Source organism: Pseudarthrobacter sp. B907 (genome assembly GCF_040137805.1).
Taxonomy (GTDB): domain Bacteria; phylum Actinomycetota; class Actinomycetes; order Actinomycetales; family Micrococcaceae; genus Arthrobacter.
In genome coordinates, this window is record NZ_JBEEQE010000012.1 from 83,023 (window position 1) to 104,962 (window position 21,940).

Genomic DNA, 21,940 nt, shown 5'->3' on the forward strand with positions numbered 1-21,940 from the left:
TGTGCCAGCTAACACCGCGGAAGCCTTAGTGCAGCGGGTCCGATGTGGGGTAGTTCTCAGCCCGCCAGTTATCCCAGCGGCCGCGGATGGTCTCGAGCTGGTGCGCGCCGAGATCGTAGGTCGAGACGATGGCCAGCGAGCCGCCGTCGGGCCGGACGTCGGGGATGACCGGCTGGTCCGCCACAATCACCAGTCCGTCGCCGTGCTCGGCGTAGCTGTGCACCGTCAGGCCCACCTGGTGGTTGCTGCGGAACCAGACCTTGCCCGAAATTTCCTCGCCCGTCGCCAGGGTGAGCGCATACGGCTCGCCGGGTTTGGGGACGTCGGACAGGCCCAGCTTGTCGATCGCGGAGCCCGCGGTGCCGGGGACCGAGAAGAAGAACGTCCGCCGTTTGCCGTGCGGGTGGTGCTCCAGGGCGAACCGCAGCTGGTGCAGGAACGTCAGCCAGCCCTGGGTGATGTCCTCGTCCCAGGCCGCCCACTCCGAGTCATGGTCGATGGCGGCACGCGTCACGCTGACTTCCGTGCCGGTGGGGACCGGTTTCAGGGTGAAAATGTCGCCGCCGTCGACGACGAGGGAGGTATGGTCCGCACTCTCGACCACGTTGGGGCCGAAGTAGATCGCGTTGATCTCGGCGGCCTGGTCCTCGGCCTCCCAGCCGTGCCACTGGGCCACCTTCGCGGGTTCGCGCAGCATCGTCCAGACCTGCGGCGCGTCGGAGTTGATCACCACGCTGAGATTGTTCGTCATGGGGTGAATCTACAACGCGCGACGGCGGCGGGGTAGGGCCAAACGGTCAGGCGCGGACCGACTCGAGCTCGTTGCCGATCCGCAGCTCCAGTTCGGGGCCGCCGATGGTCTGGGAGCCGCCGTGCGCGCGCAGGAAGAGCAGCGCCTCAAGCCGGAGCAGCCGCCACTCACGTTCGGCGTCCGGGTTGGAGTTGTCGATCGCCCGGAAGATTTCCTTGTCGTACAGGTTCGGCTCGTTGAGGGAACGCTGGCGCACCTTGGCGTTGATCCGGGCCTTGAACGGGTCCGTCTCCATCTCGTCCGGCGCCCGGAGGAACTTCTCGTAGACTTCGGCGCGTTCTTCTTCCCCGCGCTGGCGGCAAATGTAGCTGGCCAGTGCCAGGGATGCCTCCACCGAGGCCCAGCGGCCCGGGTTGCCGTCGAAGGGGAGCACGTTGAGCAGGTCCGCGACGGCGAGGGCGTTCTCGGCGTCCTTGAGCACCACAAAGAGTTCATGGGCCAGGTCGCTGAGGTCCTTGAGGCAACTGCCGGACTTGGTGTTGATGCCCTTGGTGAGCCGGTCGCTGAGCAGCAACACCCCCAGCGCATCGGGATGCGCTTCGGCCGCGGCCTCCACGACCGACTCGGGGGTTCCCTCCGCGGCCGGGATGAGGGCCAGGTCCGCTTCGCTGGGGCCGCTGGCCACCGGCGGGGCCACCGGCGGGGGAGGGATAACGACGGCGGGAGCCGCCTCCGGGCCGCCGTCGCCGGCGGGAAGGTGCTCAACCAGCTGCAGTCCGGGGCCGCCGTCGTCCGATGAATCGGCCGGGGAATCGGCCGGGGCATCCGCGCCGTCCGCGGGGATTGTGGCGGCGGGGGAAGCTTCCGGTGAGTCCGGCACGGGGTCCAGGACCAGGACCACGGAGCCGGCCGCGATCCGCAGCACGCCGCCACCGGTGAGGGTGGCGCGCACGATGGCGGGGGAACCGAAATCGTCGTTGTCGATGTCCACGCGCACGATCTCGGCGGTGCGTTCGGCGTCGGGCAGGAGCAGGAGATCCCCGGTCCGCAGAGATCCCGCCTGCCGTTCGCTGTAGTTCAGGGAGGCTGTGGGGTGGGTCATCTGGAATCCTTAAATTCTCTTTCGGTCCGCTCACCAGTCTACAAAGGCCGACGCGCGAAGTCGGGGACGCCGGGGTGCTCCGGGCGTCCCAGCGGTTCCGGCGGCCCGGGGCGGAGGCCCCTAGTGGCCCACGCCCGCGAACGCCAGCGCCTGGCGGATCAGCGCGCCACGGCCGCCGCTGAATTCCAGCTGAACGTCCGAACTCATGACTTCCTCCGGCGTCATCCAGGTCAGCTCGAGGGCGTCCTGCCGAGGCGAGCATTCGCCGGTCACGGGGATGATGTAGGCCAGCGCGACGGCGTGCTGCCGGTCGTCCGTGAAGCCGGTGTGCGAGGGGGACGGGAAGTATTCAGCCACCGTGAAGGGGACCGGGCTGATCGGGAGCTGCGGGAAGGCGAGCGGGCCGAGGTCCTTTTCCATGTGGCGCAGCAGGGCGGCCCGGATGGTCTCGCGGTACAGGACCCGGCCGGAGACCAGGGAGCGCATCATGGTTCCGTCCTCGTCGGCCTGCAGCAGGGTGCCGACCTCGTTCACAAACCCGAGCGGGTCCAGTCGGACCGGGACGGCCTCGACGTAGACCATGGGCAGACGGCCGCGGGCCTCGAAAAGATCGTCGTCGGAGAGCCAGCCGGGATTGGGGTCGGGAGTGCGAACGTTCATGGTTAAGTTCTACCGCATCCCCGGGCGCCGGGCGTGGTCACACGGGCCGGCCACCGGCGGGGGCTGCGGAGATCCAGACGGCGTGCGCCTGGGCCGCACCGCCGGCGTCGGGGTTGCCGACGTGCAGGAGCGCCACGGCCGCCTCCTCCACCACCGCCACCTCGTGCCCCGCCCCGGCGAGCCGTTCCCGCAGCAGCTCAAGGTCGCCGCCGTATTCGAAGCCCAGCCCGGCGCTTCCGGTTCCCGCGTCAGCCCCGGCGGTGCCGACCATCAGCACCCCGCCGTTCTTCGCCGTGAAGGCCTCCGTCTCCACGGCGTCCGCGTCCGCGCTGCCGCTCCCGGCACCTCCGGGTACCGGGCGCGGGCGGGCGCCGATGTCCCGCAGTGCCCGGGCCGCCGCCGTCGGATCCGCGGCGAACCAGACGCCCACGACGGCGAGATCCGGGTCCGCCTCCGCGGAGCCGGCCCAGGTGCCGTCCGGCGCGCGGGTGGCGGGGTCGGCGATGAAACTGAACCCGTCAGCGGCGGTGATCCGGCACGAGGGGCCGTGGTCCGCCTCGATGAGCTCGGCGGTGGTGCCGGGCACGTCCGCTCTGGCCTGCGCGCGGATGCCCGCGCCGGCCTCGTTGGTCCGGCGGGCAAACTCCGCGAGGTCGCCTGCCTCGACGCCGAACGCCGTGGTGCCGTCCTCCGCCGAGCCGGCCTCGACGACGTGCAGCGCCAGGCGTCCGGCGCCGGCGTCGAACTCCCGCCAGGCAGGCTCGTCAACGGTCTTGACCATGCCCAGATCCTCCAGCAGGCGCTCCCACTGGTCCGGCCGGGAGGTGAAGTGGATGGGGCGGACACGCAGCATGGGGATCTCCCTGAAGGTTCGGGGCCGGGAGCACAATGGTGCCATGGCTGCTGAGCTAAAGGAACTGCTGGTCAAAGACGCCGCCGAATGGCGCGCCTGGCTGGAGGCGCACCACACGGACAGCCCAGGGGTGTGGCTGGTGCTGCACAAGAAGGGCGGTTCGGTGACGGAGCTGGACTACGAGGCCGCCCTGCAGGAGGCCCTTTGCTTCGGCTGGATCGACGGCCAGGGCCGGCGCCGCGACGCCGAGACTTCCTACCAGCGGATGACCCGCCGCGGCCCGAAAAGCGTCTGGTCGGCCCGGAACGTGGAGCGCATCGGCCGCCTGGAAGCGGAGGGGCGGATGGCCCCGGCCGGGCGGGCCGCCGTCGAGAGCGCGAAGGCGGACGGTCGCTGGGAGGCGGCCTATTCGGGACAGGCCACCGCTGAGGTGCCGGAGGATCTCGCCGCGGCCATCGCGGCGGAACCGCGGGCACAGGCCATGTTCGACGTCCTAACCTCGGTGAACCGGTTCGCGCTGATCTACCGGACCAACGCCGTCAAGCAGCCGGCCACGCGGGAGCGCAAGATCGCGGGCTTTGTGGAGATGCTGGCCCACTTTGAAACGCCGTACCCGCAGAAACGGCGGCCCGACCCGGGGCCTTCAGCGACTTCCCAGTAACCGTCCGGGCTACCGACAGGCTGGACTGGCATAGTAGGCCGATGCCTACCACCCATCCTGAGCAGCCACTGGGCTCCCTGCCCGCCGTGCGCTCCCAGCGCACGGCGTTCTTTGCCGCCGCCGGACTGCTGGTCGCCGGCGAGGCGGTCTTCTGGCTGATGCTGGCCGCGGTCCAGACGAACTCCGGGCTCGCGCTTGTCGACGGCGGGGTCCACGACGCCCTCGTCGCGGGCCGGACGCCCGTCGCCACGGCGATCCTGGCGGCGGTCAGCACGGTCACCTCGCCGACCTGGATGGCGGTCATCGGGGGGATGCTGGCTTTCGGCTGGGCCGTCCGGAAACGCGAAATCTGGCGGCCGGCGCTGCTCCTCGGAGCCATGGCGGCCACTTTCGGCGCCTCCACCCTGATCAAGCACCAGATCGCACGCGCCCGGCCCTCGGCCGCCGACTTCCTGATGGGCCCGGACGATGCCCTGTCCTTCCCGTCCGGCCACACGTTCGGGACCGGCGTGTTCCTGCTGGTGCTGGTGTACCTGCTGATGGGGCGCGGCGGGGTCCGGACGGTGCGCCGTTCGACGGCGGTGCTGGCGTTCTCCGGGGCGGCCCTGGGAACGCTGCTGGTCGCGTTCAGCCGGCTCTACCTCGGCTACCACTGGCTGACGGACGTGGTGGCCTCGCTGGGGCTGGCCGTCGCCGTGACGGGCCTTGTGGTCCTGGTGGACGGCCTGCGGGACGCGCGGAAGGCAGTCCCGGCGGCCTAGAATTCGACGCCGAATGCCTGGGCGATGACCACGGCCGAGGCCGAGGACCAGGCCTGCGGGTGGCAGGAGGCCGGATAGGGCACCGCGCGCCCGGACTCCGCCGCGGTGACCCCGGCAAAGAGTTCCGGGAGCCGGTGGCCGAACGCGCCGGAAGCCGCCAGCAGGCCCTCGGCGAGGACCCGCGCCTCGGCGGTGAATCCCTCGCCGAGCAGGCCGCGGACCGCGACGGCGGTGTCGTGGCTCCAGACCGAGCCGCAGTGGTAGCTGAAGGGCCAGAACCCCGCCGCCCGCCGGGACAGGGTGTGCAGGCCGTAGCCGGAAAACAGCTCCGGGCCCAGCAGCCGGTCCGCCACAAGCCGCGCCTCCGCGGCATCGAGGATCCCGGTGCCCAGCAGGTGCCCCATGTTGGATCCCGGGATGTCCAGCGGCTCGCCGTGGCCGTCGAGCGCCATGGCCGGGAAGCTGCCGGCGTCGTCCTGCGCCCAGAAGCGCTCGCGGAAGTTCTGCTTTAGCGCCGCCGCGAAGTCGCGCAGCTGCCGGCCGCCCGGTTCGCCATAGGAGTCGAACAGGTCCGCCGTCTGCACGGCTGCCTGGTAGGCGTAGCCCTGCACCTCGGAGAGGGCGATCGGGCCGTCCGCCTGCCGGCCGTCGCTGAACTGCATGGCGTCCCGGGAGTCTTTCCAGCCCTGGTTGCTCAGGCCGTGCCCGGACGTGTCCTGGTAGCTGAGGAATCCGCCGTTGGCCGTATTTCCCGCAGCTGCGCCGGCCGCCAGCAGCCACTCTGCGGCGCGGGCGGCGCTGGGCAGCAGGGATCGGACCGCGCCGTCGTCCGTACCGGCGAGGCCCAGCTCGCCGAGCAGGCACAGCCAGAGTGGGGTGGAGTCCACGGCGCCGAAGTACACCGGCGGAAGCCGCAGCGCCTGGCTTTCGAGCACGAGTTCCTTGGCCCGCAGTTCGTGCAGGATCTTGCCCGGCTCCTCGGCCGCGGCGGGGTCGGTTTTGGTGCCCTGGTGTGCTGCGAGGGCGCGCAGGGTCCCGGCGGCCAGGCTTGCGTCGAGCGGCAGCAGCATCCGGGCCGCCCAGAGCGAATCCCGGCCGAACAGCGTGAAGTACCAGGGTGCCCCGGCGGCCAGGAAGGGGGCGTCCGGGGCCTGCTGGGTGGCGAGCCGGAGCCCGTCGAGTTCGTCGAGTGAGTTGTCCAAGAGCTGGCCCAGCGGCCCCTCCGGCGCGGCCCGGAGACGCCGGGAGGCCGGCAGCGGCGCGGCCACCACGGCGTCCCCGCTGTCGGTCAGCACGGCCTGCCATTCCGCTTCCAGCGGCCTGCCGCGGCCCGCGGTGCCGCGCCAGCTGAGGCGCTCGCCGGGACCGACCCGTCCCGGCGCGGCCACGGTCAGGGTCTTGCCGTCCTCGCTCCAGCGCAGTGTGGACGCGTCAGCCGCGGTGGGCTGCAGCGGTTCGCGGTAGCGGCCGAGCCGGATGGCGGCCATGTCGGTAAAGTCCGCGGCCAGCCGCACCTCGATCTCGGCGTCCACCGACTCCAGCGAGGTGCTCAGGCGCAGCGCGACGCGGACGGCGCCGGGTGTGACGGTCCAGGTCTGCAGGAGTTCGACGGCGGGATCCTCGGTGGGGCCCTCGATCCCGCGCACCAGCCCGCGGACCTTCAGCACACCGCCGGGGCAGGCCTCCACCGTGGCCGGTTCCGGCGCGAACCCGTTGACGGTCACCTCGGCCCGGCACAGCAGCCGGGTGTCCCCGTGCAGCAGCCCGGTGAACCACTCACCGGCGCCGGTAGCGGCGCCCGGGCCGGGTGCGGCGGGCGCGCCGCCGCCCAGCCGGCCGTCGGCATCGAGCCACACCTGGGTGGGGGCGGCCACGGAACAGTGCTGGCGGTGCAGGGCTGGCTGAACAGTCATGGGCCCCAGCCTATGCCGAGGGCAGGGCCCGAACTAGGCCTGCCCGAGGGGCGGGCCGTGTGGGGCCGGCGTCAGTCCTGCGCGTCGTCTTCCATCGGGAAGGCCACGGCCTCGCCCACCACCCGCAGGCACAGCTCGGTGCCGGGCCGGGCGATGGAGGCGTTCCAGTGCCGGATGGTGATGATCTCCCCGCCGCCGGGGTAGCGGTGGTCTGCGACGGCGCCCTCGGCCAGGACCGGCGGGACGGCGAGCTTGAGCCGGACTGTGGTCTCCGGGCCGAAGTAGTCGGTGTCCACTACGGTGCCGCGGATGGGGCCGTCCTCCGCGATCCGGATCTGCTCGGGACGGAGCATCAGCTGCACGCGGCCCTGTGCCGGCGGACGTCGGACCGGGATGCCGCCCAGCGAGCAGGTGGCGAGCGAGCCCTCCATCCAGGCGTCCAGGATGACGGCGTCGCCCAGGAACTCGGCGGTGGCGCGGTCCGCCGGGCGGGTGTAGACCACAAAGGGGTTGCCGATCTGGGCGAGCTTGCCGCCGCGCATCACTGCCACCTGGTCGGCGAAGGAGAGCGCCTCGGCCTGGTCGTGGGTGACCAGAATGGTGGTCACGCCGGCGTCGTGGAGCACCTTGCCGACGGCGCGGCGGGTGGCGACGCGCAGCCCGGCGTCGAGCGCGGAGAACGGTTCGTCCAACAGCATGAGCTCGGGTTCACGGGCCAGGGCGCGGGCCAGCGCGATCCGTTGCTGCTGGCCGCCGGAGAGCTGGTGAGGCCTGCGTTTGGCCATGGCCGGGTCCAGCGCGACCATCTCCAGCAGCTCCGAGACCCGGGCCTTGATGCCGCGGTGGCCGCCGGGGAGCTTGCCGGCGTCCAGGCCAAAGGAAATGTTCTGGCCCACGGTCAAATGCGGGAAGAGGGCGCCGTCCTGGGCCACGTAGCCGACATGCCGCTTGTGTGCGGGAACCCAGGCGCCGTCGCCGGCCACCTTGCTGCCGTTCAGGGAAATGCTGCCTGTGTCCGGGTGTTCGAAGCCGGCGATGAGCCGCAGCAGCGTGGTCTTGCCCGAGCCCGATGGGCCTACGATCGCCGTCGTCCCGCCCTTGGCGACGGAGAGGTTGACACCCTTCAGGACGGCTTGGGATCCGAAGTTCTTGGTGACGGCGTCGACCTCCAGGTGGCTGTTGGTGCTGGGCGCCACGGAGGGAGCGATCCGGGGTTCCGGAAGCCGGGAGGGGTTCTGTTCGGTCACTGTCCCGCTGCTTTCTTGGACTGCTGGAAGAGGAGGTAGGTCATCGGCGCCGAGATCAGGATCATCAGCAGGGCGTACGGTGCGGCGCCGGCGTAGTCGATCTCGCTGCTTTTGCTCCAGAATTCGGTGGCGAGGGTCCGGGTGCCGTTTGGCGAGAGCAGCAGGGTGGCCGTCAGCTCGTTGACGATCCCGAGGAACACCAGCGCGGCGCCGCCGGCCGCGGCCGGGGCGGTGAGTCGGAGGGTGACGCGGAGGAACGCCAGCAGCGGCGGCTTGCCGAGGGCCTGCGCGGCCTCGTCGAGTTCCTTGGGCGCCTGGGAGAGCCCGGAGCGGAGGTTCACCAGCGCCCGCGGCAGGAACAGCAGCACGTAGGCGGCCACCAGCACCCAGGTGGTCTGGTAGAGGTCCGGAATCATCCGGATGCTGACGGTCACGAAGGCCAGGCCGACGACGATCCCGGGCATCGAGCTGGTGACATAGTTGGAGAGCTCCAGGGCCTTGCTGAACCAGCCCGGGTGCCGCACGGCCAGGTACGCCATCGGGAAAGCGACCACCGTGGTGGCCGCGGCCCCGGCCAGGCCGTAGCCGAGGGTCTGCAGCAGCGCCGGCAGGAAGGCCTCGGCCGCCCAGATGTCCGGCCCGCCGGCGTAGATCCAGCGCAGCACAAACGTCAGCGGCAGCCCGAACGCCAGCGCGGTCAGGGCCAGCAGGGACAGCTGCGCGGGCAGCTGGTAGGCGTGCAGCGGCAGGCGCAGGGCACGGGCCTGGGCGCCGGAACCGACCCTGGCGTAGCGGGCGGTTCCGCGGCTGCGGACCTCGACCAGGAGCAGGATCAGGCAGAAGAAGACGAGCACGCTGGCCAGCATGTTCCCGGCCGTCCCGTTGAAGGTGGACTGGTACTGGACCATGATCGCGGTGGTGAAGGTGTCGAAGCGGATCATCGCGAAGGCGCCGTACTCGGCCAGCAGGTGGAGCGAGACCAGCAGCGCGCCGCCGGTCATCGCGATCCGGAGCTGGGGCAGCACCACGCGGAAAAAGGCACGCCAGGCCCCGAGCCCCAGGGACGCGGCGGACTGCTCGATCGCCGGGTCGAGCCGGCTGAGCGTCGCGGCCGCCGGGATGTAGACCAGCGGGAAGTAGGAGAGCGTGGCGATCAGCACACCGGACCAGAGCCCGCCCATCGACGGCACGGCGGAGACCCAGGCGTAGCTGTTGACGAACGCCGGAACCGCGAGCGGAGCGGCGAGCAGGACGGCCCACCCCTTGTGGCCCTTGAGGTTGGTGCGTTCCACGAGCCAGGCGCCGCCCACGCCGAGGACCACGCAGAGCGGCACGGTGATCACCATCAGCAGCACCGTGTTGAGCAGGAGCTCGCCCACCCGGGCCCGGAAGATCAGGCCGATGGCCGTGTCCCAGCCTGTGGCCACCGTCATGAACGCCACATAGCCGAGGGGGATCAGGGAAATGAGGGCGATCAGGACAGCCAGGATCGACACCACGGAGACGCCGAAAGGCGGGCGGGGGCGCTTGCCCCTGCCCGCCGTCGTCGTGCTTCCGGTGGATCCGGGAGCCGCCAGAGTTTTAGTCAATGGTTAGAGCAGTCCCGACTTGGTCATCAGGTCGGTGACCTTGGCGGAGTTCAGCTTGGCCGGATCGACCTTGGGGGCCTGCAGTTCCGGGAGCGGGACGAGCTTTTCATTGGCCGGAACGCCGGAGCCGACCGCGTACTCGAAGGAGGTGCCCTTCTGCAGCACTTCCTGGCCCTTCTTACCGGTGATGTACTTCAGGAAGGCCTGGGCGGCCGCCGCATTCTTTGAGGACTTGAGCACACCGCCGCCGGAGACGGACACGAACGCGCCGGGGTCCTGGTTCTTGAAGTAGTACGGCGTGACGTTCTTGGAGTTCTCGCCGGTCTTGGACTGGTCGCCGTAGTAGTAGTAGTGGTAGATCAGGGCGGCGTCCACCTCGCCGGCATTGACGGCCTTCATGGCCGTGCTGTTGCCCTTGTACGCCTTGAAGTTTTCCTTCATGCCCTTGAGCCATTCCTCGGTGGCGGCCTCGCCCTTGAGTTCCAGCAGGGCGGAGACGATTGCCTGGAAGTCGGCGCCCGACGGCGATGCCGCCCATTTGCCCTTCCACTCCGGCTTGGCCAGGTCGAGCATGGATTTGGGCAGCTTGTCAGCGCTCAGCTTGGCCTTGTCGTAGACCAGCACGGTGGAGCGGGCGGCGATGCCGGTCCACTTGTTTGTGGAGGGCCGGAATTCGGCCGGAACCTGGTCGACGGTGGCCTTGTCCACGTCCGCGAACAGGCCGGCGTTTTCCACCTGGGCCATGGCGGGGGAGTTTTCGGTGAGGAATACATCGGCGCGGGATGCGGCCCCCTCCTGGACGATCTGGTTGGACATTTCGGTGTCATCGCCCTGGCGCAGCGTGACCTTGATGCCTGTGTCCGCGGTGAACGCGTCCACCCATTCCTTGGTCAGGGATTCGTGCTGGGCGTTGTAGACCGTAATCTCGCCGGCGGATTTGCCGTCGCCCCCGGTGCTGCCGGAGGTCGAGGCGCCGGAGCCGCAGGCGGCGAGGCTGAGCGCGGCGGTGGCAGCGAGGGCAATGCCCGCCAGCGCATTTTTGCGGATCTTCATGAGGCTACTTTCTGCAAGGAAAAGGTCGTAGGTGCCTAACCTCCGTGAGCGGGAGGTTAGGGCATGCTCACTACGAAAAACTGTAGGTTAGCCAAACCTAAGCAACCAAGCCAAGAGCGCCTTAAGTGAGGAGGATCACACGAATTACGAAACTATTGCGTGACTTAATTCTCCGGGGTGGGTTCCGGGGCAGTTTCCGGGGGTATTTCCGCTGACGGTTCCGCGGTCCCGGCGGGGTCGCTGGCGGGCTTACCGACGGCGGGCAGTTTCCCGGCGATCGCGGCCGCGGCCTCCAGCACCATCCAGGCCTGCAGCTGGGTCGAGAGTTCGACGGCGGACCCCGCCGGGTAGCTCCGGCGCGCCGGCAGCTCCGGGCGGGCCGAGAAGACCAGCCGGGCACCCCGCCGCGCCAGCGGCTCCTGCGCCCCCACCAGGCGCCGGCCCTCCCAGAAGGCCTCCGCCGTATCCGTCACCAGCAGTGCCGCCGTGGCCCGGGCCTCGGCGGGCAGCCGTTCGTCGACGGCGGCCAGGGCAAGGTAGCGGACGAGGACCCCGGTGAAGAGTCCGCCGTCGCCGGTTCCCTCGGAGCGGAGCACCGCGGCCTTGCGCCCCAGCAGTGGAGCCTGCACCGTGAGGTGGCGTTCCACCGCCGCCACGAGGGCCGCCGCCCGCTCCAGGTTCGCCTCGCCGCCCAGTTCCAGCAGGGCGCCCAGGACCGGGCCCTGGTTGTAGGTGTAGATGGCGCTCTCGAGCACCAGTTCGCCGCCGGGGGCGATCCGCAGCCCGTCCCGGTACATGCCCTGTTCCGGGTCGTAGAGCTTGGCGTCCAGCCAGTCCAGCAGGGACTGGGCCTTGGCCGCCTGACCGGTCCGGGCGTAATACAGGGCCACCGGGGCCGTGGCCGGGGTGTTCTTGAAGTCCCGCTTTTTGCTCCAGAACGTGCCGCCGCCCAGGTCGTCGGTCGAGGCCGAGTCGAACTGCAGGGTGAGGCTCTTGAGGACCTTGGCGTTGCGGCGGCGGCCGGAACTCTTGCGGGTGTCCTCGGCGAGCTTCTCCAGCCGCAGGGTCGCCAGGGCCAGCCAGGCCATGTCGTCGTAATAGCTGTTGACCACGGTCAGGAAGTTCCGCAGCCGGATACCGGTGACCAGCCGGGAGGCCAGCTTGCCGGCGCTGGGCAGGTTGTCGCCGTCGAACTTGGCCGGGGTGTGGCCCTCGCCGCCGAGTTCCCGGCGGCCGGTGTCCACAAGGCAGTCCACGTAGTGCGCCTGCCACCAGTAGTGCCACGGCCGGGCCAGGTTCTTCAGCCGGCCGGAGGGGCGGGTGATCGCGGCGATGTGGGTGCCGGGCAGGAAAAAGAGGCGCTGCCCGAACAGCCGGGTCACCGAACGCGCGGCCTCGTCGGCGCGGAAAGACCAGTTCGGGGCGGGGGAGTGGGCAGCTGCTGCGGTCATGGACCAAGCCTAGTGGCGAGGCCGGCTCAAGCGCGGAACGGCGGGGCCGAGGTGCGCAATGTTTGCATTCCAGTTAACCTGAACTAACTAATGTTCCCTGGTGCCGGTGGGCTGCGCACAGCGTCACGGCCGGGGCCGCGGTTCCACATCAAGGAGGATGCATGGACGTCTTGGGTACTGTCGCGCTGATTACGGGCGGCGCGTCCGGGCTGGGGGCCGCGACGGCGCGCCGGCTGTTCGCTGGCGGCGCCTCCGTGGTGCTGGTGGATCTGCCGGGCTCGGCCGGGGAAGCCTTCGCCGCAGAGCTGAACGCGTCTGCCGGCGGAGGCGGAAACCGCGCGGTCTTTGTCGCCGCGGACGTCACCAGCGAAGAGCAGGTGCAGGCCGCCGTCGACGCCGCCGTCGCCCTCGGCCCGCTGCGGATCGTGGTGAACTGCGCCGGCATCGCCACCCCGGGGAAGGTGCTGGGCCGCGACGGCGTGCTCCCGCTGGAGACCTTCAGCCGGGTCATCCAGATCAACCTCGTGGGGACGTTCAATGTGATCCGCCTGGCCGCCGCAGCGATGGCCGCCAACGAGCCGGTTGCCACCGAACTGGGCGGCCCGGAACGCGGCGTCATCATCAACACCGCCTCCGTCGCGGCCTTCGACGGCCAGATCGGCCAGCCGGCCTACGCCGCCTCCAAGGGCGCCGTCGCCGCCATGACGCTGCCGATCGCCCGGGAACTGGCGCGCTCGCTGATCCGCGTGGTCACGATCGCCCCCGGCATCTTCGAGACCCCCATGATGGCCGGGCTCCCGCAGGAAGCCCAGGACTCCCTCGGTGCGCAGGTGCCGCACCCGTCCCGGCTGGGCCGCCCGGCCGAGTACGCCAACCTTGCCGCGCACATTGTGGAGAATGCCATGCTCAACGGCGAGACCATCCGGCTCGACGGCGCCATCCGGATGGGACCGAAGTGACGCACGGCGTGGACGCCTCTGCCCCGGTTGACCCCGGTGCACCGGTAGGCCCGGCTGACCCGGCGCTCGCCGGGCTGCCAACGGCCGATTTCTTTGACTTCGAGTCGCTGCTCAGCGCCGCCGAGCAGGCGAAACTGGCCGAACTCCGGGCGTTCCTGGCCCGCGAGGTGGCGCCGTTCGCCACCCGGTGGTGGAACGACGCCGAGTTCCCCGCGCACATCCTGCCCAAGCTGGCCGCGCTGGAACTCAGCGCCCCGGCCCAGCGCGGCTACAGCAACCTGTTCGCCGGCCTGGTTATCGCCGAAATGACCCGGGTGGACACCTCGCTCGCGACGTTCTTCCTGGTCCACCACGACCTGTTCGTGGAATCGCTCTACGGCTTCGGCTCGGAGGAACAGAAGGCCCGTCTGCTGGAGGACGCGGCAAACCTGCGGACCACCGGGGCCTTTGCGCTGACCGAGCCGGACCACGGCTCCGACGTCGCCGGCGGCATGGAAACCACCGCCCGGCGTGTCTCCGGCGGGGCGGGCGGCAACCACTGGGTGCTCAACGGCGCCAAGCGCTGGATCGGCAACGGGACGTTCTGCGACTACATGCTGGTCTGGGCCCGGGACGAGGCCGACGGCGGCATCCGCGGCTTCATCGTCGACGCCACGCTTCCGGGTGTGAGCCGGAGCCGGATCGAAAACAAGATCGCGCTGCGGACCGTGCAAAACGCCGACATCGTGTTCACCGACGTGCGCGTGGCCGAGGCGGACCGCTTCGCCGGGATCAACAGCTTCGAGGACACCAACGAGCTGCTGCGCGGTTCCCGGATCATGGTCGCCTGGCAGGGCGTGGGCCAGCAACTGGCCGCGTTCGACGTCGCCCGGCAGTACGCCGTCGAACGCCGGCAATTCGGCCGGCCGCTGGCGAAGTTCCAGCTGGTCCAGCAGCAGCTGGTGACGATGCTCGGCAACGCGGTGGCCAGCATGGGCATGATGGTCCGGGTTGCCCAGCTGCAGGATGCCGGCGCCGCGGACATGCCCCAGGTGGCGCTCGCGAAGTCCTATGTCAGCGCCCGGATGCGCGAAACCGTGGCGATGGGCCGGTCCCTGCTGGGCGGCAACGGGATTGTCACCGATTACCGGATGGCCAAGATCTTCGCGGACGCCGAGGCCATCTACACCTACGAGGGCTCGTACGAGATCAACACCCTGATCGTGGGCCGCGCCGTGACCGGGGTGTCCGCGATCGTCTAGGCGGGCTGTGTGTCCGTGGCCGTGGGCCTAGGCGAAGGGCTGCTTTTCGCCTGCTTCGATCCGGTAGTCCAGGCTGTTGTTCTTCACCGGCATGGGGCAGGTGCCGTACGGGGTGAACGCGCTGGGGTAGTTGATCGCCCGGTTGAAGTCCAGGACCACGGTGCCATCCGGCCTTGGCCGGGCCGTGGAGACCTTGCGCCACTCATCGGTTGTCAGCCCGTTGGTCTCGTCGTGGAACGTCACGGTCAGGGCGCCGAGCTTCTCCTCCTCGGCCTGCAGACGGCACTCATGCTCCTGGCCCGGCAGCCGGAAGACAAGCTCGCCCACGGAGCGGTGCACGCCGTCCACCAGCGGGTTGGCGGTGCCGATGGGGACCTCCACCGGTGCGGGATAAGGGATAAAGCGCGCCTCGATGACCAGGTCCGGCCGGTAGTCGAAGGTGGGCACGCCGTCGAACCCGGTGAACACCGGGGAGGCCGAATCCCGGGTGCGGATGGCGTACTTGTTGGCCCGCATCGCCAGTTCCACCACCACCTGGTGGCCGTCGGCACCGCCGAACTGGACCCACATCAGGGACTGCTCATCGGCCAGGTCCGCGCTGATGGTCCCCTCTACCGGAGCACCGCCGTCCACGAGCGTCAGCCCGTCGGCTGCCGTAGCGGTGAGGAACGCCGTCGTGCCGTCCGTGGACCACAGCCCGGGGACGAGTTCGACGGCGGCCGGCGAATCCGCCAGCCACTGGAAGGACGTCAGGGTGAGCCAGCCGTAGTCGCTGGCCAGGGCTTCGTTGCGGCTCTTCCGGAAGCGCTGCCAGCGGGCAAGCTGCGGGTCGGCAGGGGACACGTCGGTGGTCAAGGAACCCTCCAGGGGATCAAGGGGCGGACGAAGGTGACAGGGCGGCGGCGACCAGCTGGCCGGCGGTGGTGCGGGCGGCCGCGGCCGCGGCGGGGTCGGCGTCGAGCACCCCGCTGGCCAGGCCGCCGTCCAGGAGCAGGGTCAGGCTGCGGGCCAGGCCGTCCGGATCGGGCGCGCCCGCCCGGTCTGCCAGGTCCCGGATCCAGGCCAGGATGTCCTGCTTGTGCGCGACCGTCCGTTCATGCACGCGGGTGCCGGTGGCTGATTCGGCGGCCGCGTTGATGAACGCGCAGCCGCGGTAGCCGTCGCGGCGGCAGGCCGTTGACAGCGCGTCGAAGAGGCCCACCAGCTGGGCCGCGGGGTCCGGCCCGGCGGCCTCGGCGGCGGCGTGCAGCTGCCCGGTCCAGACGCCGTCCACTTGCTCCAGATAGGCCAGGATCAGGTCATCCTTGGCCGGGAAGTACTTGTAGAACGTGGCCTTGGCGACCCCGGATTCGGCGATGATCGTGTCGATGCCGGCGGCCCGGAGGCCATGGGCGTAGAAGAGCCGGAACGCCGTAGCCAGGATCTTGTCCTTGGCCTGGCCGGCCGGAGTCCGGGCCGCCCGCGGCCCGGCGGCTGTGGCGGTGGCTGCAGTCGGCGTCATAACTTCATGGTACACAGACCAGTCTGTCCAGTCTCGCGGATGTCGCGGACGTCACCGGTGCGGCCCTCGGTTGCCGTAGACAGTTCTGTCTGATAACGTCTCGGGCAGCGGTAGACGGACTTGTCTACTCTCCGAAAACTCGAGAACCCTTACTGAATGAGGTCCCCATGAAAATTGCAGTCTTTGGCACCGGCATGGTCGGCCCCACCGTCGCAGGCGCCCTGGCCGCACTCGGCCACGACGTCGTCGTCGGAACCCGCGATCCGCAGGCCACGCTGGCCCGCACCGAGGCCGGGCCGACGGGCGGCGTGCCGTTCGCCCAGTGGCACGCGGAGCACGGCGACATCCCCGTGGCCACCTTCGCCGACGCCGCAGCCGGCAGCGAGCTCGTGGTCAACGCCACCAACGGCACCGGTTCGCTGGACGCGCTTACCGCCGCCGGCGCCGCCAACCTGGCCGGCAAGGTCATCATGGACATCGCGAACCCGCTCGACTTCTCCCAGGGCTTCCCGCCGTCGCTGAACCCGGTCAACACGGACAGCCTGGGCGAGCAGCTCCAGCGGGCCTTCCCGGACGCGCGCGTGGTCAAGACCCTCAACACCATGAACGCCACCGTCATGGTGGACCCGTCCAGCGTGGCGGGCGGGGACCACTCGGTGTTTGTCTCCGGCAACGACGCGGACGCCAAATCGGTGGTTGCCGGCCTGCTGGCGGACCTCGGCCACCGCGACATCATCGACCTGGGCGACATCACCACGGCCCGCGGCACGGAAATGCTCCTGCCGATCTGGCTGCGGCTGTGGGGCGCCTTCGGGAACGCGGACTTCAACTTCAAGATTGCCCGCTAGGCCCCGCAGGGTCCGGACACTATCTGAGACGGATTCCCGGGCGGCCCGTGAGCCGGGTAACATCCCATGGGTACAAGTAACCCGGCTCACAGTATCCAGCGCAGTGTACGAGCCACGTCGAACCCTCGAAAGATAGTTTCCATGGCTGACACTGCATTCACTTCCGGCACGGATCTGGCCTCCGAACTGCGCGCCGACGTCCGCCGGGTGTCCACCCTCCTCGGCGAATCCCTGGTCCGCCAGCACGGGCCCGGGCTCCTGGACCTCGTGGAGCAGGTGCGCCTGCTGACCAAGGAGTCCAAGGAAGCCGCCCGCGGCGGCGCCGATGCCACCGGGCCGTGGAGCTCGTACGACGTCGTCGCCCAGGTCCGCGAACTGCTCGGCTCCCTGCCGCTGGAGCAGGCGACCGACCTAGTCCGCGCGTTCGCCTTCTACTTCCACCTGGCCAACGCCGCCGAGCAGGTCCACCGTGTCCGCGGGCTGCGCACCCGGCAGGAGAAGGACGGCTGGCTCGCCAAGGCCGTCGAGGAGATCGCGGCACAGGCCGGATCCGCCGTGCTGCAGGACGTCGTCAACGAACTCGACGTCCGGCCCATCTTCACGGCCCATCCCACCGAGGCCTCCCGCCGTTCGGTGCTGGACAAGGTCCGCCGGCTTTCCGACGTGCTGGCCGAACCCACCCTTGAGGGCACCTCGGCGCGCCGCCGCCAGGACCGCCAGCTGGCGGAGGTTATCGACCAGATGTGGCAGACGGATGAACTCCGCCAGGTCCGGCCAACCCCGGTGGATGAGGCCCGCAACGCCATCTACTACCTCACCGGAATCCTCGGCGACGCCATGCCGGAGATGCTCTCCGACCTCTCCGAACTGCTCTCCGAGCACGGCGTCACCCTGCCGGTCACCAAGGCGCCGATCCGTTTCGGCTCCTGGATCGGCGGCGACCGGGACGGCAACCCCAACGTCACGGCCTCCGTCACGCGCGAAATCCTGCAGATCCAGAACCAGCATGCCATCCGGATCAGCATCGGCCTGATCGACGGGCTGATCTCCATCCTGTCCAACTCCACCGCGCTGGCCGGGGCGGACCAGGCGCTGCTGGACTCGATCGACGTCGACCTGCGGAACCTGCCAGGCCTGGACCGCCGCGTCCTGGAGCTCAACGCGCAAGAGCCCTACCGGCTCAAACTCACCTGCATCAAGGCCAAGCTGCTCAACACCGGCCGCCGGGTCGCCGCCGGCGCGGCCCACGAGCCGGGCCGCGACTACGCCGCCACCGCCGAGCTGCTCGCCGAACTCGGCCTGTTGGAAGTTTCGCTGCGGAACCACCACGCCGGTCTCGCCGCCGACGGCGCCCTCGCCCGGGTCCGCCGCGCCCTCGCCTCCTTTGGCCTGCACCTGGCCACCCTGGACATCCGCGAACACGCCGACCACCACCACGACGCCGTCGGGCAACTGATGGACCGGCTCGGCGGACCCGGCGTCCGGTACGCCGAGCTCAGCCGCGCCGAGCGGCTCGAGGTGCTGGGCTCCGAGCTGGCCTCCCGCCGGCCGCTCTCCGGCCACCCGATCAAGCTCGACGGCGTCGCCGACGGCACCTACGACGTGTTCCGCGAGATCCGCCGCGCCCTGCGCGCCTACGGCCCGGACGTGATCGAGACCTACATCATCTCCATGACCCGCGGCGCGGACGACGTCCTGGCCGCGGCCGTACTGGCCCGCGAGGCCGGGCTGGTGAGCCTCTTCGGCGAGGCGCCGTACGCGAAAATCGGGTTCGCCCCGCTGCTGGAGACCGTCGAGGAGCTCCGCGCCTCGGCCGAGATCGTGGACGCGCTGCTCTCCGACTCCTCCTACCGCGAGCTGGTTCGGCTGCGCGGGGACGTGCAGGAGATCATGCTCGGTTACTCGGACTCCAACAAGGAATCCGGCGTGATGACGAGCCAGTGGGAGATCCACAAGACGCAGCGGAAGCTGCGCGACGTCGCGGCCAAGCACGGTGTGCGGGTGCGGCTCTTCCACGGCCGCGGCGGTTCTGTGGGCCGCGGCGGCGGTCCGACCTACGACGCGATCATGGCCCAGCCCAACGGTGTGCTGGAGGGTGAAATCAAGTTCACCGAACAGGGCGAGGTCATCTCCGACAAGTATTCGCTGCCCGAGCTTGCCCGCGAGAACCTGGAGCTTTCCCTCGCGGCGGTGCTGCAGGGCTCGGCGCTGCACCGCGCCCCGCGCACCTCGGAGGACCAACGCGAGCGCTACGGCCACGTGATGGAGACCATCTCCGATGCCGCGTTCGCCCGCTACCGGACCTTGATCGATGACCCGGACCTGCCGGCCTACTTTATGGCCTCCACCCCGGTGGAGCAGCTGGGTTCGCTGAACATCGGCTCCCGGCCGTCCAAGCGCCCCGACTCCGGGGCGGGACTCGAGGGCCTGCGCGCCATCCCGTGGGTGTTCGGCTGGACCCAGTCGCGGCAGATCGTGCCGGGCTGGTTCGGCGTCGGTTCCGGTCTCAAGGCCGCCCGCGAGGCTGGCCACTCGGCCCAGCTGGTGGAGATGATGGACGGCTGGCACTTCTTCCGCTCGGTGCTTTCCAACGTGGAAATGACGCTCGCCAAGACGGACATGGACATTGCCGGCTACTACGTCTCCACCCTGGTCCCGGAGGAACTGCACCACCTGTTCCGGGCCATCCGCGCCGAGTACGAGCTCACCGTCGCCGAGATCCAGAACCTCACGGGCGAGGACCTGCTGCTCGACGCGCAGCCGACGCTCAAGCGCTCGCTGGAAATCCGGGACCAGTACCTCGACCCGATCAGCTACCTCCAGGTGGAACTGCTCCGCCGGGTCCGTGCCGAGGCCGCGGCCGGGGAGGGCATGCCCAACGCCGAAATCGACGAGCGGCTTCAGCGCGCCATGCTGATCACCGTCAACGGCGTCGCGGCGGGCCTGCGCAACACCGGATAGCCCTCCCCGGCCATCCTCCCTCAGGTGTGGCGGGTCTTTTCGGGACGCTCCCGCAGGTGTGGCTGGTCTTTTCGGGACGCTCCCGCAGGTGTGGCTGGTCTTTTCGGGACGCTCCCGCACGTGTGGCGGGTCTTTTCGGGACGCTCCCGCACGTGTGGCGGGACGTTCGGTGGGAATGCTGCCGAAGCTGCGGGAGGGTTGGCAGGAAAGCTGCCGGAGCTGCGGGAGCGTCGGTTTGTATGCTGCCGGAGCTGCGGGAGGGTTGGGTGGGAATGCTGCCGGAGCTGGCGGCTAGGGTTGTTCCATGCCGTCGTTCCAGACCAGACTCAAAATCACCGGGCTCAAGCCGGGCAACCCGCCGGAGGCCGTGATGGCGGCGGCCGTCGAGGCGCTCGGGACGCGGCACCACGTGGAGGCCAACCAGCTCGAGCTCGCCGGCGGGGTCCCGCAGCTGAACCTGCGCTTCCTGGTCGATGCCACCGCCTACGCCACCGAGAACAGCCAGGCGCTGGAGTCGGCAGCCATGATGCGCGACGCCGTCGAACGCGTGGCGGTGACCGGGAACCTGACCGTGCTGCGGCGCAACCGGGGCCGCTGGGCACCGGTGTAGAAGCGCCGGTCTAGAAGTCCAGCTCCTCGTCCGGGTCCGACGCTGCGGAGCCGGGCTCGACGACGGGGGAGCGGCTGCCCCGGCGGCGCGTGACCACGAGTCCGACGGCGGCGCCGATCGCCAGGCCGACGCCCACCCCGATCAGCGAGCTCGCCCAGAACGGCAGGCGGGTGGCCGAACCCGTGACGTAGCCCAGCCCCACGGACCAGACTGCCCAGAGAATGCCGCCCAAGGCTGCGCAGAAGCTGAAGCCGCGGGTGGACACGTTGGCGATGCCCGCCGCGGCAGTGGTGGCCAGCCGGCCGCCGGGGATGAAGCGGATCCCGATGATGGCCCCGTAAGTGGACGAGCGGCCTGCCTTGGCGATGGCCAGGTGCACCGCGCTGTGGAACTTGCGGCCCCAGCTCCAGCGGTCCAGCACGTGGCTGAGGCGGCGCTTGAACAGCTGGAAGACCATCAGGTCGCCGAGCCAGGAGGCCAGCGCGGCGAGGGTGGCCACGAGGAACACGTTGGCGCGGCCGTCAGCCGACAGTGCTCCGGCGGTGATCACCACCATTTCGGAGGGTACCGGCGGGAAGATGGCGTCGCCGAGGACAACGGGGATGATCCAGAAATAGATGGCGGATCCCCAGGTGTCCGCATTGGCCAGGTCCATGGGCACAAGGTACCCCATATGAGGCTGTCCGGCGGGGTGCCCGCGGCGCCCGGGGCCGGTTCCGGCCGGTGCCGTGCGGCTTAGCGGGCCTCGGAGAGCTCGAGCCGGCTGCGGTACTCCACCGGGCTGCCGGTGATGGGGTCAATAAAGCGGATGCCGCGCGCCAGGAGTTGGAGGGGTTTCGCGTAGTCGTCCGGTGCCTTGTCCAGCAGTTCGGGGTAAAACGCATCGTTCACAATCCCGAGTCCCAGCGAGGCCATGTGCACCCGGAGCTGGTGGGTCTTCCCCGAGTGCGGCTCCAGCCGGTACAGCGCCCGGCGCGGGGTGCCGGCGTCGGGGGTGCCGGCGGCCGGCGCGGCGAAGGTCCGGAGCCGCTCGATCCGGGTTTCGGCGTTCGGTTCGCCGTCAATGACCTCGGCCAGCAGGTAGCTGCGGGACTTCGTCATCCGGTTCCGCACCACCACGGGGAATTCGACGGCGGGATGCCCGGGCGCGGGCTCCGCGGCGGACACGCACTCGTATTCCTTCTGGACCTGGCGCTTCTCGAAGAGCACCTGGTACTTCCCGCGGGTGTCGGGGTTCGTGGAGAGCAGCAGGATGCCGGCCGTCATGCGGTCCAGGCGGTGCATCGGAATCAGGTCCGGCAGCTGCAGCTGGTTCCGCAGGCGCACGAGGGCCGATTCCTGGATGTACGTGCCGCCCGGAGTGGTGGGCAGGAAGTGCGGCTTGTCCACCACCAGCAGGTGCTCGTCCTGGTGCAGGATGGTCAGCTCCACCGGGATCCGGGTCTCCGGCGGCAGCGAGCGGTAGTACCAGATGAAGGTGTGGCGCTGCAGCGGGGTGGTCCGGTCCAGCGGGATGCCAGCCTCGCCCACAATCTCGCCGGCGTCGAACCGGTCCTCAATGCCCTGCGGGTCGATGTGGCCCCAGCGGTGCATCATGTAGTCCATCGCGGTCTCCCACGGCCCCTCGTCCGGCAGGCGCAGGCGGGTCGCGTTCACGCCGTCGCGCACGGGCAGGGGGGATTGCATCACCGGTCCATTCTACTTTGCCCGCCCGCCCACCTTCGGACCGACGACTAAAATATTCTTGACAGATAAAACTGTCGGTGGGCACACTGGGAG

Annotated in this window: 20 protein-coding genes; 7 read left to right on the forward strand and 13 right to left on the reverse strand. The window is 70.0% G+C overall.

Going from position 1 to position 21,940, the window contains the following annotated elements:
* Nucleotides 1-25 precede the first annotated feature (25 nt).
* From ABLI39_RS11845 to ABLI39_RS11860, 4 genes are all read right to left on the reverse strand, one after another.
* On the reverse strand, nt 26-751 hold the full coding sequence (locus ABLI39_RS11845) for an SRPBCC family protein (RefSeq protein ID WP_349413627.1): 726 nt from the start codon (nt 749-751) through the stop codon (nt 26-28).
* A 46-nt stretch (nt 752-797) separates the two neighbouring features.
* On the reverse strand, nt 798-1,853 hold the full coding sequence (locus ABLI39_RS11850; RefSeq protein ID WP_349413628.1) for a DUF6707 family protein: 1,056 nt from the start codon (nt 1,851-1,853) through the stop codon (nt 798-800).
* Between the two features lie 120 nt (nt 1,854-1,973).
* Nucleotides 1,974-2,513: an NUDIX hydrolase family protein gene (locus ABLI39_RS11855; protein ID WP_349413629.1), complete on the reverse strand. Its 540-nt coding sequence runs from the start codon at nt 2,511-2,513 to the stop codon at nt 1,974-1,976.
* A 37-nt stretch (nt 2,514-2,550) separates the two neighbouring features.
* The gene (locus ABLI39_RS11860) at nt 2,551-3,366 is read right to left on the reverse strand and encodes a VOC family protein (RefSeq protein ID WP_349413630.1); all 816 of its coding nucleotides are present in this window, start codon (nt 3,364-3,366) and stop codon (nt 2,551-2,553) included.
* A gap of 43 nt (nt 3,367-3,409) precedes the next feature.
* Between ABLI39_RS11860 and ABLI39_RS11865 the strand changes: the two genes are divergently transcribed.
* Both ABLI39_RS11865 and ABLI39_RS11870 read left to right on the forward strand, forming a co-directional pair.
* Nucleotides 3,410-4,027 (forward strand): YdeI/OmpD-associated family protein, encoded by a 618-nt coding sequence (locus ABLI39_RS11865; RefSeq protein ID WP_349413631.1) that lies wholly within the window; start codon nt 3,410-3,412, stop codon nt 4,025-4,027.
* Nucleotides 4,028-4,068: 41 nt separating this feature from the next.
* Complete coding sequence (locus tag ABLI39_RS11870; RefSeq protein WP_349413632.1) at nt 4,069-4,788, forward strand: phosphatase PAP2 family protein; 720 nt, start codon at nt 4,069-4,071, stop codon at nt 4,786-4,788.
* Here the strand turns inward: ABLI39_RS11870 and ABLI39_RS11875 are convergent.
* The 5 genes from ABLI39_RS11875 to ABLI39_RS11895 form a co-directional block, all read right to left on the reverse strand.
* The gene (locus ABLI39_RS11875; RefSeq protein WP_349413633.1) at nt 4,785-6,701 is read right to left on the reverse strand and encodes a glycogen debranching N-terminal domain-containing protein; all 1,917 of its coding nucleotides are present in this window, start codon (nt 6,699-6,701) and stop codon (nt 4,785-4,787) included. The genes ABLI39_RS11870 and ABLI39_RS11875 overlap by 4 nt on opposite strands.
* A gap of 71 nt (nt 6,702-6,772) precedes the next feature.
* Complete coding sequence (locus tag ABLI39_RS11880; RefSeq protein ID WP_349413634.1) at nt 6,773-7,948, reverse strand: ABC transporter ATP-binding protein; 1,176 nt, start codon at nt 7,946-7,948, stop codon at nt 6,773-6,775.
* Nucleotides 7,945-9,537: an ABC transporter permease gene (locus ABLI39_RS11885; RefSeq protein WP_349413635.1), complete on the reverse strand. Its 1,593-nt coding sequence runs from the start codon at nt 9,535-9,537 to the stop codon at nt 7,945-7,947. Before ABLI39_RS11885 ends, ABLI39_RS11880 begins: the two co-directional genes overlap by 4 nt.
* A gap of 3 nt (nt 9,538-9,540) precedes the next feature.
* The gene (locus ABLI39_RS11890) at nt 9,541-10,590 is read right to left on the reverse strand and encodes an iron ABC transporter substrate-binding protein (RefSeq protein ID WP_349413636.1); all 1,050 of its coding nucleotides are present in this window, start codon (nt 10,588-10,590) and stop codon (nt 9,541-9,543) included.
* Nucleotides 10,591-10,754: 164 nt separating this feature from the next.
* Nucleotides 10,755-12,041, reverse strand: coding sequence for a glycoside hydrolase family 76 protein (locus ABLI39_RS11895; protein WP_349413637.1), 1,287 nt, complete (start codon nt 12,039-12,041; stop codon nt 10,755-10,757).
* Between the two features lie 161 nt (nt 12,042-12,202).
* On the opposite strand from ABLI39_RS11895, the gene ABLI39_RS11900 reads away from it, so the two are divergent.
* Nucleotides 12,203-13,000: an SDR family NAD(P)-dependent oxidoreductase gene (locus ABLI39_RS11900; RefSeq protein ID WP_349413638.1), complete on the forward strand. Its 798-nt coding sequence runs from the start codon at nt 12,203-12,205 to the stop codon at nt 12,998-13,000.
* A gap of 74 nt (nt 13,001-13,074) precedes the next feature.
* Nucleotides 13,075-14,241 carry an acyl-CoA dehydrogenase family protein gene (locus ABLI39_RS11905; RefSeq protein WP_349413655.1) on the forward strand — a complete coding sequence of 389 codons (1,167 nt, stop codon included), beginning with the start codon at nt 13,075-13,077 and terminating at the stop codon, nt 14,239-14,241.
* 27 nt (nt 14,242-14,268) lie between these two features.
* On the opposite strand, the gene ABLI39_RS11910 is transcribed toward ABLI39_RS11905, so the two are convergent.
* Together ABLI39_RS11910 and ABLI39_RS11915 are read right to left on the reverse strand one after the other, a co-directional pair.
* A complete protein-coding gene (locus ABLI39_RS11910; protein WP_349413639.1) occupies nt 14,269-15,096 on the reverse strand; it encodes a DUF1684 domain-containing protein in 828 nt (275 codons plus the stop codon).
* Between the two features lie 16 nt (nt 15,097-15,112).
* On the reverse strand, nt 15,113-15,742 hold the full coding sequence (locus ABLI39_RS11915; RefSeq protein ID WP_349413640.1) for a TetR/AcrR family transcriptional regulator: 630 nt from the start codon (nt 15,740-15,742) through the stop codon (nt 15,113-15,115).
* A 167-nt stretch (nt 15,743-15,909) separates the two neighbouring features.
* Here ABLI39_RS11915 and ABLI39_RS11920 point away from each other — a divergent pair, with 167 nt between their 5' ends.
* From ABLI39_RS11920 to ABLI39_RS11930, 3 genes are all read left to right on the forward strand, one after another.
* On the forward strand, nt 15,910-16,590 hold the full coding sequence (locus ABLI39_RS11920) for an NADPH-dependent F420 reductase (RefSeq protein WP_349413641.1): 681 nt from the start codon (nt 15,910-15,912) through the stop codon (nt 16,588-16,590).
* 141 nt (nt 16,591-16,731) lie between these two features.
* On the forward strand, nt 16,732-19,551 hold the full coding sequence (gene ppc, locus ABLI39_RS11925; RefSeq protein ID WP_349413642.1) for a phosphoenolpyruvate carboxylase: 2,820 nt from the start codon (nt 16,732-16,734) through the stop codon (nt 19,549-19,551).
* Between the two features lie 304 nt (nt 19,552-19,855).
* On the forward strand, nt 19,856-20,161 hold the full coding sequence (locus ABLI39_RS11930; RefSeq protein WP_349413643.1) for a hypothetical protein: 306 nt from the start codon (nt 19,856-19,858) through the stop codon (nt 20,159-20,161).
* 10 nt (nt 20,162-20,171) lie between these two features.
* Here the strand turns inward: ABLI39_RS11930 and ABLI39_RS11935 are convergent, their stop codons facing one another.
* Entirely contained in the window at nt 20,172-20,816 is a 645-nt protein-coding gene (locus ABLI39_RS11935) for a DedA family protein (protein WP_349413644.1), read from the reverse strand.
* An 80-nt stretch (nt 20,817-20,896) separates the two neighbouring features.
* Nucleotides 20,897-21,847 (reverse strand): RluA family pseudouridine synthase, encoded by a 951-nt coding sequence (locus ABLI39_RS11940; protein WP_349413656.1) that lies wholly within the window; start codon nt 21,845-21,847, stop codon nt 20,897-20,899.
* Nucleotides 21,848-21,940 lie beyond the last annotated feature (93 nt).